This window comes from Microcella putealis (assembly GCF_004216575.1).
GTDB lineage: Bacteria > Actinomycetota > Actinomycetes > Actinomycetales > Microbacteriaceae > Microcella > Microcella putealis.
This window is the reverse complement of sequence record NZ_SGWW01000002.1, coordinates 42,522-59,323: the sequence shown is the minus strand read 5'-3', so window position 1 is coordinate 59,323 and position 16,802 is coordinate 42,522. Positions and strand designations below refer to the sequence as shown.

Genomic DNA, 16,802 nt, shown 5'->3' with positions numbered 1-16,802 from the left:
GACTGGGGCGAGTGCGCGCGCCAGAGCGGCCGTGAGAGCCGCCCACCTCTACTACTTGCAAGACTGGACGATGGATGCGATCGCGCGCGATCTCAGCACCTCGCGATCCAGCGTTTCCCGGCTACTTTCCTACGCTCGCGAGGTTGGCCTCGTCGATATCCGCGTGCGCTCGCTCGCCGAATTGACCGCGCGAGACGAGGAAGACCTCGGCAGACGGTTCGGTCTCACCGCGCGCGTCGTAGCGATGCCCGCTACTGTCGCCGGCGCGGACCGTCAAGAGGCGGTCGCGGCCTTCGCTGCACGTTTTCTCAGCACGGTTTTCGACTCGAATATGACCCTCGGGGTGGCCTGGGGCTCGACGATGGGGTCAATCAGCCGCCACATCGTGCCGAAAGAGACCCACAACAGCGACATCGTTCAACTGAACGGCGCCGGCAACCCGCACACGACGGGCATCGACTACGCCTCCGAGATCTTGCGGCGCTTCTCGGAGGCGTATTCGGCGAGGCTCCAGCAGTTTCCGGTGCCGGCCTTCTTCGACTCGGCCGAGACGCGCGAGATGCTGTGGCGCGAGCGCTCGACCCGCCGCGTGCTGGAGCTGCAGTCGCACCTCGACATTGCCCTGTTCGGCATCGGCTCACCGTTTGCGAACATTCCGAGCCACGTCTACATCGGCGGCTACCTCGACGAGGCCGACTATCGCTCGCTCGAACGCCAGGGCGTCATCGGCGACGTCGCGACAGTGTTCTTCCGCCCGGATGGCTCCTCCGACGGCATCGAGCTGAACCGGCGCGCGACGGGGCCAGACTTCGACACGCTGCGGCGCATCCCCCGCCGCATTTGCGTCATCGCCGACGCCTCGAAGCTTCCGGCGCTGCACGGGGCGCTGCGCGCGGGCCTCATCACCGACCTGATCCTCGACGACGCCAGCGCGAAAGAACTGCTGGAGCGGGTCGAGGAGTTCCCAGCCACCGTCCGGGAATAACCCAGGGCGCACCCTGTTGGATACCCTGATAGCTGTAACGCGCTCCGGGGTCGGTGAAAGTCCGAGCCGGCGGTCATAGTCCGCGACCCGGCGCCGCGCATCCACCAGGATGCGCGGGGTCGGTTGAGCCGGTGAAATTCCGGCACCGACGGTGAAAGTCCGGATGGGAGGAGCGCGCGTGCACGGGCGTTCGCGCCTGCGCACGCGACCCCGGATGCGCCCGACCACACGAAACGGCCCCGGGATGACCACCACCGCGCACCGCGCCCCAGACACCGCCATCGAGGCGGCCATGCGGCGCGCCCTCGCGATCGCGGCCAACGGCCCTGCGCCCGGCGTGAACCCGCAAGTGGGGTGCGTGCTGCTGGATGCCCATGGCGAGACGGTCGCGGAAGGCTGGCACCGCGGCGCGGGTACTCCGCACGCGGAGGTCGACGCCCTGTCGAAGCTCGCCGACGCCTCCGGCCTCACCGCCGTCGTGACCCTCGAGCCCTGCAACCACACGGGTCGCACCGGGCCCTGCGCCGAAGCCTTGATCGCCGCTGGCGTCGCCCACGTCGTGTACGCGGTGGCTGACCCCGGTGTCGTCGAGGGGGGCGGCGCCGAGCGCCTGCGGGCTGCGGGCATCGGCGTGACCGCCGGTGTGCTCGCCGACGAGGCCGAAGAGTTGTTGCGCCCGTGGCTCGTGAGCGCCCGGCTCGGGCGCCCGTTCGTCACGGTGAAGTGGGGCGCGACCCTCGACGGTCGCGCGGCGGCCGCCGACGGCACCAGTCAGTGGATCACGGGCGCCGCGTCACGCCAGCGCGTGCACGAGCAGCGCGCCGCGCACGACGCCATCGCGGTCGGCACCGGCACCGTGCTCGCGGACGACCCCAGCCTGACCGCTCGCGGTGAGGGCGGCGAACTGCTGCCCGCGCAGCCGATTCCCGTCGTCTTCGGCGAGCGCCCCGTGCCCGACGGCGCCCTGTTGCGCCAGCACCCCGCCGGGCTCATCGAGCTCGGGCACCGCGACATTCCTCGGGCCCTCGACGAACTGTTCGCGCGCGGCATCCGTCGCCTCTTCGTCGAGGGTGGGCCGACGCTCGCGAGCGCCTTCATCCGCGCCGGCCTCGTCGACGAGTACCTCATCTACCTCGCCCCGCTGCTGCTCGGCGGCCCAAAGACGGCGATCGACGACCTTGGAATCGCGACCATGCGCGACGCGCGCCACCTCAGCATCCACCGAATCGACACCCTGGGCGACGACCTGCTTGTCATCGCCCGCCCCGCGAAGGAGCAGTAACCGATGTTCACGGGAATCATCGAAGAACTGGGCGAGATCGTCGCCCTCAGCTACGCAGACGACGGCTCGGCCCGCATCACCGTGCGCGGTCCGCTCGCCGTCAGCGACGCCAAGAGCGGCGACTCGATCAGCGTCTCGGGGGTGTGCCTGACGGCCGTCGAGCTCGACCCCGAGCACTTCAGCGCCGACGTCATGGGCCAGACCCTCGCGATGTCGAACCCCGAGCAGTGGGCGGTCGGCCGCACCGTCAACCTCGAGCGTGCCGCTGCCGTGAACGACCGCCTCGGCGGACACATCGTGCAGGGTCACATCGACGGCACGAGCCGCGTCATCGACATTCGCGACGAGGGCACCTGGCGCGTCATTCGCTTCAGCCTTGACGCGGCCCACGCGCCGCTCGTCGTCGACAAGGGCTCGATCGCCATCGACGGCATCTCGCTCACGGTGAGCGCGGCGGGCGACGACTGGTTCGAGGTGTCGCTGATCCCCGAGACCCTGACGCGCACCACCCTCGGCGCACGCCAGCTCGGCGAGCTCGTCAACATCGAAACTGACATTCTTGCCCGCCACGTCGCGCGACTCGCGCGCTTCGGGTTCAGCGTGACCGCCGGCGACACCGACGGCGCGTACGCCGTCGATAACGGAAGGAGCGACGCATGAGCATCGCGAGCATCCCCCAGGCCCTCGCCGAACTGCGCGCCGGCCGCCCCGTGCTGGTCGCCGACGACGAAAGCCGCGAGAACGAGGGCGACGTCATCATCTCGGCCGAGCTCGCGACCCCCGAGTGGATCGCGTGGACGGTGCGCCACACGAGCGGCTTCCTCTGCGCGCCGATGACAAACGCCATCGCCGACCGGCTCGAGCTGCCGCTGATGGTGACCAACAACGAAGACTCGCTGCGCACGGCGTACACCGTCACGGTCGATGCGGCGAGCGGCGTCACCACCGGCATCAGCGCTCGCGACCGCGCCCACACGCTGCGCGTGCTCGCGAACCCCGAGGCAACCCCGACGAGCGTCATTCGCCCCGGTCACATCCTGCCCCTGCGCGCCGTCGACGGCGGTGTGCGGCAGCGCCCCGGCCACACCGAGGCGGCCGTCGAGCTCATGCGCCTCTCGGGCCTGAGCGAAGTCGCGGCGATCGGCGAACTCGTCGGCGAGGACGGCGACATGATGCGCCTGCCCGAAATGATCGCCTTCGGTCAGGCGGAAGGCGTGGTCGTCATCACCATCGCTGACCTGATCGACTACCTCAACTCGGGTGCCACCGGCGACGAGGTCGACGACGTCACCCCCATCGACGAGGGCAGCTCGGTACGCTTCGAAGTGGCCACGACGGTGCCCACCAACCACGGCCCCTTCTCGATGCGCGCGTACCGCGACCGCAAGACCGGCGCCGACCACGTCGCGATTGTCTCGGGCATGCCGCGCGACGACATGATCGTGCGGGTGCACTCGGAGTGCCTCACGGGCGAGGCCTTTGGCTCGCTCAAGTGTGAGTGCGGCCCCCAGTTGGACGCCGCGCTCGACGTCATCCACCGCCAGGGCGGCGCCGTGCTCTACATGCGCGGGCACGAGGGCCGCGGCATCGGCCTCATCAACAAGCTGAAGGCCTACCGCCTGCAAGAGGACGGCTACGACACCCTCGACGCGAACCTCGCCCTCGGCCTGCCGGCCGACGCACGCGACTACCAGGCCGCGAGCGACATGCTGCGCGACCTCGGCGTCAGCCGCGTGCGACTGCTGTCGAACAACCCCGAGAAGCGGCGCCAGCTGACCCAGTACGGCATCGAGGTCACGGGCCTCGTGCCGCTCGTCGTCGGCGTGGGAGCCGACAACGAGGGCTACCTGAGCGCCAAGCGCGACCGCATGGGCCACGAACTGCCCGACTCGATCACCTCCGCCCCCGTTTTCACCACCTTGGAAGGACGCACCGCATGAGCGGCCACGGCAGCCCCACCCTCTCGATCGACGGCAGCGGCCTGACGGTCGCCATCGTCGCCGGTCTCTGGCACACCGAGATCAGCGACGGGCTCATCGCCGGCGCCCGGCGCACGCTCGAGGCCTCGGGCGCGACGATCGTCGAGTACCGCGTGCCCGGCTCGTTCGAGCTGCCCGTCGCGGCGAAGGCCGCCCTCGACGCGGGGGCCGATGCCGTAGTCGCGCTCGGCGTGATCATCCGCGGCGGCACCCCCCACTTCGAGTACGTCTCGGCCGCGGCGACCGACGGGCTGACCCGCGTGGCGCTCGACACCGGCAAGCCGGTCGGCTTCGGCGTGCTGACGCTCGACGACGAGGCGCAGGGCATCGACCGCGCTGGCCTTCCCGGCTCGCGCGAAGACAAGGGCGCCGAGGCGGCCGAAGCGGCGCTCGCGACCGCGCGGGTGCTCGCCGAGATCCGCGCATAGCCGCGCGGGCATCCATCGTTCGAGGGATGCTCGCAGAGGTGGAACGCCTCGTCTATTCGTTCCAGAAATGGCCCGGTTTGCCGGGCCGTTTCTGCAACGAAATGAGACTTGGGGCAGTTCTGCCGAAATCTGTGGAACCGGTTGCATACTGGCGCCCCGCCGGGTGATACTCCCGTCAGCCGGGGGTTCGCGGCGACGATGAGGTCGCCCCCGCCGGAGCGGGAGACAGCGTATGCACACGCGTTCATTGATCAGAAAAATGGGTGGGCTGCTTCTCGGCCTCGCCCTGCTCGGCGGATTCATCGTTGGGCCTCAGCCGGCCCCGGCGAGCGCCGCCGTCGCCACCAACAACCCGAACTTCAGCGCCAATGTCATGGCACCGCTCGTGGTGAGTGACTGGGGCCAGTTCGGCTCACAGCTGAACACCGTCAAGTCGTACGGCGTCGACGCCGTCACCGTCGACGTGTGGTGGGGCACCGTCGAGGGCGCCGGCGACAACCAGTTCAACTGGAGCTACTACGACCGCATCTTCAGCGAGATCACGAGCCGCGGACTCGACATCGTGCCGATCTTCTCGTTCCACCAGTGCGGCGGCAACGTGGGCGACACCTGCAACATTCCGCTGCCGTCGTGGCTGTGGGGCAAGTACGCCTCAACGAGCTACAACGGCATCGTGCTCGGCACGAACGGCCTGAAGCACCGCAGCGAGCAGGGCAACGTCTCGAACGAGACCGTGCAGGGCTGGGCGACGCCCGTCGTCGCGAACGAGTACCGCGACTTCACGCAGGCCTTCGTCGCCCGCTACGGCACGACGTACGCGAACCGCATGCAAGAGATCAACGTCTCGCTCGGCCCGGCCGGAGAGCTGCGCTACCCCTCGTACAACGGCCACGACTCGGGCACCGGCTACCCGACCCGCGGCGCCCTGCAGGCGTACTCGCCGCTCGCGGTGAAGAGCTTCCAGCAGTTCGCCATCGCCAAGTACGGCACCCTCGCCGGCGTCAATGCCGCCTGGGGTACACAGGTCACCGCGCAGTCGCAGATTCAGCCGCCGAACAACGCCGACTTCTTCTTCTCGTCAGGCGACTACCGCAACACGCAGTACGGCAAGGACTTCATCGACTGGTACAACGGCAGCCTCGTTGACCACGGCGAACGGATGCTCGACACCGTTCTCGCGGCGCTCGGCACCTCCTTCCCCGGCGCCGAGATCGGCTACAAGATTCCCGGCGTTCACTGGTCGATGACCGGGCCGACGCCTCGCGCGGCCGAGGTGGCGGCGGGCCTCGTACAGACGAGCGTCGACATGAACGCCGCATCGACGGGCCGCGGCTACGCGAACATCGTGGGCCTCGCGAACCGCGTGGCCGACAGCGGCCGTGGCGTGATCTTGCACTTCACGTGCCTTGAGTTCAATGACGAGAACTTTGCCCCGCAGTACTCGCAGGCGAAGACCCTCGTCGGCTGGGTCGGTGCTGAGGCGGGTCGCCAGAACGTCGCGATCAAGGGCGAAAACGCGCTGGCCGGCGGCATCACGTCGAACAACGGCTGGGACAACGTCAACCAGGCCTTCGACACCTTCCCCTATATCGGGATGACCGTGCTGCGGGTCGGCGAGGTCGCCTCGGGCACGGGCGCAAGCCGCTACGCACAGTTCATCCAGAAGTACCGGCCGGCAGGCAGCGCGTGGAACTCGCTATACGTGCGCGGCACGAACAACAACTGGTCGCTGTCGACGCCGATGACGAAGTCGGGAGACGTGTGGACGGCGACGAACGTGTCGTTCGGCTCGGCAGCGTCGCAGCGTTTCAAGTTCGACGTGCGCGGCGACTGGAGCCTCAACTATGGCGGCTCGGGCCTTAGCGGCACGGCCGTACAGAGCGGCGGCGACATCGCGGTGCAGTCGAACACGAGCTACACGATCACGTTCAACGAGCGCACGAAGCAATACGCGGCAACCCCGAGTGGCACGACGCAGCCCCCGCCGACCGGCGGCGCCGTGACGATCAAGTTCGCCGAGTGGCAGAGTGCGACGAGCTACTCGCTGCACACCTGGAACGGGCTCTCGGGCACCTTCCCCATGCAGTACGAGGGCTTCATCAACGGCCGCCACTGGTGGACGATCACGGTGCAGAACGCGCCGAACTCGTTCGGCTTCACGTTCACGAACTCGAACGGCAATTGGGACACGGCTGACCGTAGTTACACCCGCCAGGCGAGCACGGTCTACGTGCTGCCCGGCAACGCCACGGTGTTCACGACGAGGCCGTAGCGCGCTGGCGTTCGCGGGGCGCCACGTAGGCGCCTCGCGAACGCGGTAGCGCGACGGGCGCGTCTCAGCGACGCGCGATGCGGGGGCGGATGCTACGTGCATCCGCCCCCGTTTCGCGTGCCCGTCCCGCACCCCCGGCACCCATCTCCCTACACGCGTCCCGTGCACCGGGCACACGGCATCCAACCCCGCGGCTCGCTCAACGGTCAGTTGTGGGGGGCTCACCGCGTCGATCGCCCCACAACTGACCATTCACGGTCGATTTGGGCAGACATGTGCGGGGGCGGATGCGCGGGGCGGGCCGCGCGCATCGCGCAGCTAGTTGAGGAACAGCTTTCGCAGGCGGCGCGTCGTCACCGCGATGCCGATCGCGATCATGAGCCCGAAGTAGCCGAGGTGCACCCAAACCATCTCGGTCAGCGAACCGGTGGTGAAGCTGCGGATCAGCTCGACGCCGTGCCAGAGCGGCAGGGCCTGAATGATCCACTGGATCGCCTGCGGGTACACCGAGATCGGGTAGAAGGTCGCCGAGAAGAGGAACATCGGCAGCATGATGAAGTTGACCCAGTCCATCTGCTGGAACGTCTTGAGGTAGCTCGTAATCGCCATGCCGATGCTGGCGAACCCAAAGGCGATGATCAGCACGGCCGGCAGCGCGAGAATCGCCGTCCAGGCCAGGTTCAGCCCCAGCACCTGCATGATGACCATGAAGCCGGTGGCGTAGAGCGCCCCGCGCAAGAGAGCCAGCAGGATCTCGCCGAGGGCGACGTCGAGGGGCCCGAGCGTGGTGGTGAGCATGCCCTGGTAGAGCTTCGCGTAGTGCAGCTTGAAGAAGACGTTCCACGTTGAGTCGTAGACGGCGCCGTTCATCGCCGACACCGCCAGCAAGGCCGGCGCGATGAAGGCCGCGTACGGCACCTCGGCGCCGGTCGCGGTCTGCACGGTGCCGACGATCGCGCCGAAGCCGATGCCGAGCGAGAGCAGATAGAACACCGGCTCGAAGAAGCCCGAGACGACGATCAGCCAGTTGTTGCTCTTGGTCGCAAGCAATCCGCGGCCGACGACGGCGCGCGTGTTGCCGGCGTACAGGCCGCGGCTGCGCCCGGCGGGCGGCACGGCCGGGCGACCGCGTTCGGGCAGGGGCGCGCCAGCCGGCGCTGCGGGGGCGGGGGCGGTCATCCGGCGAGCCTCCTCGTGACGGTGCGGCTCGTCGACCACAGGCCGATGACGATGATCGAGACGAGGTAGCCGATGTGCACGGCGATCAGCCACGGGGCGATCGGCTGGCCGTAGGTGGCGAGTCGGCCCAGCTCGACCCCGTGCCAGAGCGGCGAAATCCAGCCGATGGGTTGCAGGTAGATCGGCAGCTCGGACAGCGGGAAGAAGGTGCCCGAGAAGAGGAACATCGGCGTGAAACCGAAGCGCATCACCATGGCGAGCTGGCCGCGCTCGTCCTTCAGCGTCGACGAGTACGACGAGATCAGCAGGCCAATCGCCATGCCGGTGAGCACCGCGATCGCGACCGAGAGGATGCCCCACGCGCTCGGCACCGCCCCGAAGGCGAGGATCACCGCGTAGTAGACCGCGACGGCGAAGGTCATGCGCAGCGCGATGAACAGCATCGTGCCGTGCACGATCTGCCGACCCGTGATGGGCGAGGCGTTCATGCCGTGGAAGATCGGGTTCCACTTGAAGCCGGCGACGATCGGGTACGTCGTCTCGTTCGCGGCGACGGTCATTGCCGCCGTGCACAGCAGCGCGGGCGCGACAAACTCGAGGTAGCTCACCCCGCCGATACCGGCCGGTACGAGGCTCGCGAGACCAACGCCGAGGGCGAAGAGGTACACAATCGGGTTGCCGAGGCTCGTCATCACGGCCGACCACGCGTAGCCCCGCAGCGCGCGGATGCGGTGCTCGAGGATGTACAGCGCGCCGAAGCGGCGCGGCGCGGCGCCGGAGGTGAGGGCGCGGCGGGCGTCGTCGGTCACGGTCATTCGACGAGGCTCCGCCCGGTCAGGCGCAGGAAGACGTCCTCCAGCGACGAGCGGCGCACAAGCGAGGTGATCGGGTGCAGCCCCATCTCGGTGATCTTCACCAGTTCGGCCTCGCCGTTGTCGCTGTAGATCAGCAGGCGGTCGGGCAGCACCTCGATGCGTTCGCCGATGCCCTGCACCCGCTCGGCGGCCTCGGCATTTTTGTCGCTGCCGAAGCGCACCTCGAGCACCTCGCGGCTCGAGTAGTCGCGAATGAGCGAGGCGGGCGAGCCTTCGGCCATGATCTGGCCCTTGTCGACGACGACGAGCCGATCGCAGAGCTGCTCGGCCTCGTCCATGTAGTGGGTGGTCAACACGAGCGTCGTGCCGCGCTCTTTCAGACGGAACAGGCGATCCCACAGAATGTGCCGCGCCTGCGGGTCGAGGCCCGTCGTCGGCTCGTCGAGCAACAGGATGCGCGGGTCGTTAATGAGCGCCCGCGCGATCGTGAGCCGCCGCTTCATGCCGCCCGACAGCTCGTCGACCTTCGCGCCGCGGCGATCGGCGAGCTGGGCGAACTCAAGCAACTCGTCGGCGCGCTCAGCGATCTGCTTGCGCGGCAGGCCGAAGTAGCGGCCGTAGACGAGCAGGTTGTCGCGCACGCGCAGGTCAAGGTCGAGGTTGTCTTGCTGCGGCACCACGCCGAGCTGCGAACGGATGTCGGGGCCGTGCGTGTTCGGGTCAAGCCCGAGAATCGTGAGTTCGCCGTCGGTGCGGGTCGACACGGCGCCGATCATGCGCATGGTGGTCGACTTGCCTGCGCCGTTCGGGCCGAGCAGCCCGAAGGATTCGCCGGGGGCGACCTCGAAGTCGATGCCCGCGACGGCGGTGAAGTCGTCGTACTTCTTCGTAAGCGACTGGGCGGAGATGACGGGCGCTGGCACGAGAGTCGAGCATAGACCCGCTTTCCCGTGAGCGACCATCGCACCGTGCGCAGCAAACGGGCGTCAACCCAGGTTGACGACCCCCTTCTCGTCAACTAAGGTTGACACATGGCTGATTCACTTCGAACGCTCGCGGACGCAGCGAGCCACGACGACCCCCTGCGCTCCCTGCGAGCCATTGCGCAACTGCGTCGAGAGATCGAACGCGAAGAGTCGGCTCTCGTGCGACGCGCACGCACCCAGGGCTGCGGATGGCAGATGATCGCGACCGCGCTCGGCGTGAGCCGTCAGGCCGTGCACAAAAAATACGGACGAGGATAGTCGCGTGACAAACACCACACCCTCCGCCCGCACGCGCCGCGGGTTCGGCCGCCCCGCCGCCGACGACGGCCCCCGCGCCAGCTTCTCGCAGCTGCTGCCGTACCTGCTTGAGCACAAAAAGGTGCTCTCGTGGGTGATCGTGATCTCGATCCTGGGCGCCGCGGCATCGCTCGCGCAGCCGCTGCTCGTCAGCCAGGTCATCACGCTGGTGGAGGCGAACGAGCCGCTCGGCGGTCTCGTCGCCGTGCTTGTCGCCCTCGTGATCATCAGCGCCCTGCTCAGCGGCTTCGGCCACTACCTGCTGCAGCGCACCGGCGAGGGCGTCGTGCTCTCGAGCCGCCGTACGCTCGTGCGTCGCATGCTGCACCTGCCGATCAGCGAGTTCGACCAGCGCCGCACGGGCGACCTCGTCAGCCGGGTCGGCAGCGACACCACCCTGTTGCGTGCCGTCTTGACGCAGGGCCTCGTGGAGGCGATCGGCGGCAGCCTCATCTTCGTCGGCGCGATCATCGCGATGCTGATCATCGACCCGCTGCTGCTCGGTCTCACCCTGCTCGTGATCGCCGTGTCGGTCGTGACGGTCGTCGTGCTGTCGCGGCGCATCCGCGTGGCGAGCCGCAAGGCGCAAGAGAAGGTGGGCGACCTGACCGCCGCCGTTGAGCGCGCGATCTCGTCGGTGCGCACGGTGCGCGCCGCGAACGCGACCGACCGCGAAATCGCGACGGTCGATGAGGATGCGCGGGGCGCCTGGAAGCAGGGAATCACCGTCGCGAAAATCTCGGCCCTCGTCGTGCCGATCTCCTCCATCGCGCTGCAGATCTCGTTCCTCGTCGTGCTGGGGGTCGGCGGCTATCGCGTCGCCTCGGGGGCGATCGGAATCGCCGACCTCGTGGCGTTTATCCTCTTTCTGTTCTTGATCATCGGGCCGCTCGGCCAGGCGTTTGGGGCCGTGACGAGCGTGAACAGCGCGCTCGGCGCGCTCGGCCGCATTCAGGAGATCATCGCGTTGCCGAGCGAGGCCGAGTCTGACGCCGGTGTCACGCCGGCGCCCGCCACGGAGGATCGGGCCGCGATCGCGTTCGACGCGGTGCACTTCCGCTACCCCGAGGCCGCGCACAAGACAGAGGCCGAGAAGGCGATCGCCGAGCTGGTGGGTGAGCACGAAACGCGCGACACGACGGTGCTGCGGGGCGTGAGCTTCGCCGTGCCGCAGGGCTCACGCACGGCGCTCGTCGGGCCGAGCGGGGCGGGTAAGTCGACGATCCTGTCGCTCGTCGAGCGGTTCTACGACCCCACCGACGGCGTCATCCGCATGACCGGCGTCGACATTCGCGCGCTCGACCGCACCGAGCTGCGCAGCCGCATCGGCTACGTCGAACAGGACGCCCCGGTGCTGGCCGGCACCCTGCGCGACAACCTGCTGCTCGGCACCCCCGGCGCCAGCGACGAGCAGTGCGTCGAGGTGCTGCGGCGGGTGAACCTCGGCTCGGTGCTCGACCGCACCGACGCGGGGCTCGACGCGCAGGTTGGCGAAGACGGTGTGATGCTGTCGGGCGGTGAGCGTCAGCGCCTCGCGATCGCGCGGGCATTATTGGCCGCTCCCCCGATCCTGTTGCTGGATGAGTCGACCTCCTCGCTCGACGGGCTGAACGAGCAGCTCATGCGTGACGCGATCGACGCCGTCGCCGAGAACCGCACGCTGATCGTCATCGCGCACCGACTGTCGACCGTTGTCGACAGTGACCAAATCGTCGTGCTCGAGCACGGGCAGGTCGTCGGAACGGGAACCCACGCCGAGCTCGTACGGGATGTGCCGCTCTATCGCGACCTCGCGCAGCACCAGCTGCTCGTGCCGAAGGATGAGGCGCCCGCCGAGACCTCCTGATGGGGGCCAGCTCGGCGTCGAGACACTAGGCGCGACCCGCCACCTCAACGTGCCCGCCCGCGGCAGCGATCTCGTGCAGGGCCGCCTCGCTCGACTCTGCGGCGACGCCGGCGACGAGGTCGCGCAAGACCCGCACCTCACGGCCCGAGCCGAGCGCGTCGAGCGCCGAAGCCCGCACGCAGTAGTCGGTCGCAATGCCGACGACGTCGACGTGCGTCACTCCGAGCGCGTCGAGGGCGACCGGCAGCGCCCGGCCGTCATCCGTCGTGCCCTCGAAGATCGAGTACGCGGGCACGCCCTGGCCCTTCCGCACGTGGATGTCGATCAGGCCCGTGTCGATCGCGGGGTGATACTCGGCGCCCTCGGTACCGGCCACGCAGTGAGCCGGCCAGGTGTCGACAAAGTCGGGGGCAGCATCCTCGGCGGCGAAATGGCCGCCGTTGTCGTTGTCGCCGTCGTGCCAGTCGCGGGAGGCAATCACGACGTCGTAGAAGTCGGGATTTTCGCTGAGGTAGTCGGTGATGGCCTGGGCGACCGCCGCTCCCCCGTCGACCCCCAGTGCCCCGCCCTCGGTGAAGTCGTTCTGCACGTCGATGATGAGCAGTGCGCGGGACATGACGCCTCCGGACGGGATCGGGCTACAGGTTAGAGAGATTATTGCCGCACGCGTGGATCGCGGTCGTGAGGGTGTCGAGAGCGGGCCGGGCCGAATCGTTGACCGGCCCGAGGGCGTACAGGCTGAACGCCAGGCGGCTACCGTCAGCCGCCGTCATCAGCCCCGACAGCGTGTAGACGTTCGTGATGAAGCCGGTCTTCGCCGTGACCGCGCCCGCCGCTGCCGCGTTCGCTCCGGTGAAGCGGTTGCGGAGCGTTCCGGTCTGGCCCGCGACGGGCAGACCCGCGGTGATTTCGCTCATCGAAGGAGTGCGCTCGATCACCGTGAAGAGCTGGGCAAGGTAGGCCGGGGGAATCTCGTTCGCGAACGAGAGCCCGGATGCATCGCGAATAAGCACACCGTCAGTGGCCACGCTGTACGTCGACAGCGCGCGCGTGAACGCATCGGTCAGGCTGGCGGCCGTGCCGCCCAGGCCATAGTGGTGCGAGATCAGGCGGCCGATGGTCTCGGCGAGCGAGTTGTCGCTCTCGCGCAGCATGGGCTGCACGAGCTGCGAGAGCGGCTGCGACAGCACCTCGGCGAGCTGAAGACCGCCCGACGCGGTGCCTCGCTCGATGGCAGCGGGCTGGCCGCCGGGGTTGCCCGCCGCGGCGAGTGCCTGCGCGAACGCCTGCCCGGCACGGCCAATCGGGTCTTGTGAGCGCGGGCTGGTCTGGACGCGTGGGTTCGAGCGGTCGCCGTCGACCTGCAGTGCGGTGACCTCGGCCGTGAAGCCCTGCCCCATGAGGCGTCGCTCCCACGTCGAATCCCAGTGGTCGGCCTCGGGGAAGTACGACGAATCGAGCACCACCCGCGTAATCGCCGGGGCATCGGGGTTCGCCTGCGCGTACGCGGCGACCGTCTGCGCCGCGAGATCGGCGAGCTTCGGCGCGCCGACGTAGACGCTTTCCTGGCCGGGAGCCAGAGCACTGAGGGTCACGTCGCCGCCGCCCACCAGCACCACCGTGCCGGGCTCGGCGCCGGCGACGACGCGCGTGCTCATACGAAAGTTGGGGCCCAGCGACGCGAGAGCGGCCGCGGCTGTGAGAACCTTCATGCCGCTCGCCGCGGGCTGACCGACGGCGCCCGACCGGTCGAACAGGGCGTCACCGGTCTCCAGATCGATGACGTGCCCGGCGAAAGCGCCGAGCCGCGGGTCGCCGGCAGGAGTCGAGATGGTGCAGGTGCGCAGCGGGCTCGCCGAGGTGTCGTCGCCCGGGGTCGGTCGCGGGTCGGGCTCAGGCTCAGGCTCCGGCTCGGGGATCGCGAGCGCATCGGGGGCAACGGCGTCGACGATCGCGGCAGAAGCCCGATCTTCGCCCACCGCGACGCCAACGAAGACCGCCCCCGTTCCCAGCAGGGCGAAGACAAGGCTGAGCGCCGTCGCCGTCACGGCGACGCGGTGCCGCGTAACCCAGCCCGCAAAACCCTGGCGCGGGGGGCGGGCGGCCCTCCGGGTGCGGGGCTCGCTCGACTCAGTCACCCGGCCATGATACGCATCGGTCTCGACGGGCCCTCACAGACGGCGACCGTCGGGAGCCGTCGCTACGCGCGTTCGGCGGGGTATACGAGGCCGATCTGCCGCCGCACCTCGTCGAGCAGCCCCATGATCGCGATCGACTCGTCGAACGGCAGGACCGCAGCCGGCTGCCCGGCAACGCGCGCTTCGAGTTCGGACGCCTGAAACTGCATGCCTCGGGTCGCGACGGGGTGCTTGAAGCGCTCGACGACCGACCAGCTGCGGTCGTAGTGCGTGAACGAGGTCGGCGTATAGAAGACCCGATCGATCTCGATCGCCCCCTCGGTGCCGATGATGGCGGCACGGTTGGGCCCTGCCGTGTCGAGGGCCGTGTGCAGCACGGCCTGGCGCCCGTCGGCGTAGTCGAAGATCATCGCCGTCTGACGGTCGACCCCGGTGGGCGTCATGGAGGCGTGGGCGCGAATGCCGCTCGGCATTCCGAGCACGTCGACCGCGAACGACACCGGGTAGATGCCGAGGTCGAGCAGGGCGCCGCCCCCGAGCTCGGGGTTCTGCAGTCGGTGCTCGGGGTTCGTCGGGAGGGACTGCGTGTGATCGGCGATGACGGTGCGCACCTCGCCGAGCGCGCCCGACGCGATGATCTCGCGCACCCGCACCATGTGCGGCAGGAAGCGGGTCCACATCGCCTCCATGGCGACGACGCCGCGCTCGGCCGCGCGGTCGGCGATGCGCTGGGCGTCGACCGCATTCAGCGTGACGGGCTTTTCAATCAGCACGTGCTTGCCCGCGTCGATCGCCAGCAGGGCGTTGTCGACGTGCAGGGGGTGCGGGGTGGCGATGTATACGACGTCGACGCTGTCGTCGGCGACGAGCTCCTCGTAGCTGCCGTGAGCATTCGGGATGCCGTATTCGCCCGCGAAGGCGCGCGCAGCATCCATTCGGCGCGAGCCGACCGCCGCGAGGCGAAAGCCCTCGTGCGCGAGATCGGACGCGAACGCGTGGGCGATGCCGCCCGTCGCCAGAATTCCCCAGCCGAGCTGATCGGCCATGACCGCCTCCATTTCGCGGCCGGAACGACAAACGGCCCGCGAGCCCCAGCCTAGGGGTCGCGGGCCGCTCGCCTGCGGTCGTCTAGCAGTTCACCCAGCGGGCGGCTGCACGGGTGAAGCTGTACGGCTCGTTCGGCACGCCACCGTGCGTCATCGAGAAGAGGATGCACACGCCCGCGGTGCTGGCCCCGGGCTTGTAGAGCGAGGCACGGTGGCCGCTCGAGTCCCACCAGCGCTGGGCAGCACCGGCACCGGTCATGCCCGATCCACCCGCGAGGTTGCCGTCGCAGCCGGTGTCGGGAACGCCGTCGCTGCGGACGGCCTGACCCTTGTGGCCCCAGGCGCTCGACGGGTCGCTGCTCGGGTCTTCTGCCATCCAGAACAGGCGGTCCTCCATGCAGGAGTCGTAGCGGATGTTCGACGGCGGGATGGGCGCCAGGCAGTTCGCGACACGAATCGCGTTGTACTTGGCGGCGAAGTCGGCGAGGTCGCCACTCGTGGTGCCGGCAACGCCGAGCGCCGATGACCGCGACGGGGCGCCCGAGGGCGAGCCGCCAATCGCACCGGGGCACGCGGGCGCGGCCGGAGCGGGAGCCGGGGCCGGAGCGGGAGCGGGAGCCGGAGCGGGAGCGGGAGCCGGGGCGGGCGCGGGCGCTGCGGGTGCCGGGGCGGCGGAACCGCCTCCCGACGAGCCGGAGCCCGACGAACCCGAGCTGGTGCCCGCGGAGCCGGAGCCCGCGGAACCCGAACCACCCGATCCGCTGGACGCGTCGGTCGAGCCGGTGCCGTCGCCCTCAGCAGCAGGGGCGTCGGTCTCGGCATCGGACGCGTCGGCGGCGGTGTCGCTCGACTCGAGGCCACCGCGGTCGATCGCGTCGTTGACCGCGTCGGCGTCAACGCCCACGCGGCGCTGTGCGAGCTCGGTCAGCGCAAGGCGCGACACGTCGTTGGAGTCGGCCTCGGCGATCGAGATCACCGGTGCGGCGGCGCCCCCCGACGCCTGCGACGAACCGGGCTCAGCGTTGGATGCTGCAGCGAAGGGCAGGACCACGAGAATCGTGGTTGCCAGCGCTGTTCCTGCGAAAAATGAACGCAACATAGAGAGGCTCCCCCCAGAACCTGTACCTGTCCAATCCCCCCGACTGGACACTGATCACGCTAGAGAGCCTCGCGATTTCTGCCAAGTGCGCATAGTCGAAAATCGAACAGATCACCCCCCTACTGGGGGCGTGTCGCCGAACTCTCACCCCCACACGGGGGCATCGACGATTCGACACCGCGCGCTCGCCGGTTTGGTGCGCGCCAGATGGGGTCATGCAGAGTGCCGACTGAGGGACTTGAACCCCGCATCGCGAGTCAGCGATGCGACAGTGTGCCGGCCACGGGACTCGAACCCCGCGACGCGCGTCAGCGTCGCGACAGAGTGCCGACTGAGGGACTTGAACCCACAACCGCCCGATTACAAGTCGGGTGCGCTACCAATTGCGCCAAGCCGGCCAGGCGCTCGAAAACGCCACCTTCAGCGTAGCGCCGCCCCGAGCATCCGCGT

At 69.1% G+C, this 16,802-nt stretch carries 15 protein-coding genes, 1 tRNA gene and 1 riboswitch; of the genes, 8 read left to right on the top strand and 8 right to left on the bottom strand.

All coding sequences use genetic code 11. The features are described from left to right. Positions 1-31 precede the first annotated feature (31 nt). The 6 genes from EV141_RS05215 to EV141_RS05190 all read left to right on the top strand — a co-directional run bounded on the left by EV141_RS05215 (position 32) and on the right by EV141_RS05190 (position 6,946). Positions 32-985: a sugar-binding transcriptional regulator gene (locus EV141_RS05215; protein ID WP_375880267.1), complete on the top strand. Its 954-nt coding sequence runs from the start codon at positions 32-34 to the stop codon at positions 983-985. Positions 986-1,021: 36 nt separating this feature from the next. Further along, a riboswitch (FMN riboswitch) is annotated at positions 1,022-1,164 on the top strand. A gap of 65 nt (positions 1,165-1,229) precedes the next feature. Then, positions 1,230-2,267 carry a bifunctional diaminohydroxyphosphoribosylaminopyrimidine deaminase/5-amino-6-(5-phosphoribosylamino)uracil reductase RibD gene (gene ribD / locus EV141_RS05210; protein WP_241969087.1) on the top strand — a complete coding sequence of 346 codons (1,038 nt, stop codon included), beginning with the start codon at positions 1,230-1,232 and terminating at the stop codon, positions 2,265-2,267. A 3-nt stretch (positions 2,268-2,270) separates the two neighbouring features. After that, complete coding sequence (locus EV141_RS05205; RefSeq protein ID WP_130484927.1) at positions 2,271-2,927, top strand: riboflavin synthase; 657 nt, start codon at positions 2,271-2,273, stop codon at positions 2,925-2,927. Further along, on the top strand, positions 2,924-4,207 hold the full coding sequence (gene ribB / locus EV141_RS05200) for a 3,4-dihydroxy-2-butanone-4-phosphate synthase (protein ID WP_130484926.1): 1,284 nt from the start codon (positions 2,924-2,926) through the stop codon (positions 4,205-4,207). Before EV141_RS05205 ends, ribB begins: the two co-directional genes overlap by 4 nt. Further along, positions 4,204-4,674, top strand: a complete 471-nt coding sequence (ribH, locus tag EV141_RS05195) for a 6,7-dimethyl-8-ribityllumazine synthase (RefSeq protein ID WP_130484925.1) — start codon at positions 4,204-4,206, stop codon at positions 4,672-4,674. Before ribB ends, ribH begins: the two co-directional genes overlap by 4 nt. A gap of 259 nt (positions 4,675-4,933) precedes the next feature. Beyond that, positions 4,934-6,946: a family 14 glycosylhydrolase gene (locus tag EV141_RS05190; RefSeq protein ID WP_130484924.1), complete on the top strand. Its 2,013-nt coding sequence runs from the start codon at positions 4,934-4,936 to the stop codon at positions 6,944-6,946. Positions 6,947-7,264: 318 nt separating this feature from the next. On the opposite strand, the gene EV141_RS05185 is transcribed toward EV141_RS05190, so the two are convergent. From EV141_RS05185 to EV141_RS05175, 3 genes are read right to left on the bottom strand one after another with little or no spacing between them, the layout of a single operon-like run. Further along, entirely contained in the window at positions 7,265-8,125 is an 861-nt protein-coding gene (locus EV141_RS05185; protein ID WP_130484923.1) for an ABC transporter permease, read from the bottom strand. Beyond that, positions 8,122-8,940, bottom strand: a complete 819-nt coding sequence (locus EV141_RS05180) for an ABC transporter permease (protein WP_130484922.1) — start codon at positions 8,938-8,940, stop codon at positions 8,122-8,124. Before EV141_RS05180 ends, EV141_RS05185 begins: the two co-directional genes overlap by 4 nt. After that, positions 8,937-9,863, bottom strand: a complete 927-nt coding sequence (locus EV141_RS05175) for an ABC transporter ATP-binding protein (RefSeq protein WP_130484921.1) — start codon at positions 9,861-9,863, stop codon at positions 8,937-8,939. The genes EV141_RS05180 and EV141_RS05175 overlap by 4 nt, the downstream gene beginning before the upstream one ends. Positions 9,864-9,971: 108 nt before the next feature. Between EV141_RS05175 and EV141_RS05170 the strand changes: the two genes are divergently transcribed. Together EV141_RS05170 and EV141_RS05165 are read left to right on the top strand one after the other, a co-directional pair. Next, the gene (locus EV141_RS05170) at positions 9,972-10,184 is read left to right on the top strand and encodes a hypothetical protein (RefSeq protein ID WP_130484920.1); all 213 of its coding nucleotides are present in this window, start codon (positions 9,972-9,974) and stop codon (positions 10,182-10,184) included. Between the two features lie 4 nt (positions 10,185-10,188). After that, positions 10,189-12,069, top strand: coding sequence for an ABC transporter ATP-binding protein (locus EV141_RS05165; protein WP_130484919.1), 1,881 nt, complete (start codon positions 10,189-10,191; stop codon positions 12,067-12,069). Positions 12,070-12,094: 25 nt separating this feature from the next. On the opposite strand, the gene EV141_RS05160 is transcribed toward EV141_RS05165, so the two are convergent. The 5 genes from EV141_RS05160 to EV141_RS05140 all read right to left on the bottom strand — a co-directional run bounded on the left by EV141_RS05160 (position 12,095) and on the right by EV141_RS05140 (position 16,750). Then, positions 12,095-12,685 carry an isochorismatase family protein gene (locus tag EV141_RS05160; protein WP_130484918.1) on the bottom strand — a complete coding sequence of 197 codons (591 nt, stop codon included), beginning with the start codon at positions 12,683-12,685 and terminating at the stop codon, positions 12,095-12,097. 22 nt (positions 12,686-12,707) lie between these two features. Beyond that, complete coding sequence (gene dacB, locus EV141_RS05155) at positions 12,708-14,207, bottom strand: D-alanyl-D-alanine carboxypeptidase/D-alanyl-D-alanine endopeptidase (protein WP_130484917.1); 1,500 nt, start codon at positions 14,205-14,207, stop codon at positions 12,708-12,710. A 62-nt stretch (positions 14,208-14,269) separates the two neighbouring features. After that, positions 14,270-15,253, bottom strand: a complete 984-nt coding sequence (locus EV141_RS05150) for a Gfo/Idh/MocA family protein (RefSeq protein ID WP_130484916.1) — start codon at positions 15,251-15,253, stop codon at positions 14,270-14,272. A gap of 82 nt (positions 15,254-15,335) precedes the next feature. Further along, complete coding sequence (locus EV141_RS12335) at positions 15,336-16,352, bottom strand: hypothetical protein (RefSeq protein ID WP_185740173.1); 1,017 nt, start codon at positions 16,350-16,352, stop codon at positions 15,336-15,338. A 325-nt stretch (positions 16,353-16,677) separates the two neighbouring features. Continuing rightward, positions 16,678-16,750: transfer RNA gene (locus EV141_RS05140), tRNA-Thr, on the bottom strand. Positions 16,751-16,802 lie beyond the last annotated feature (52 nt).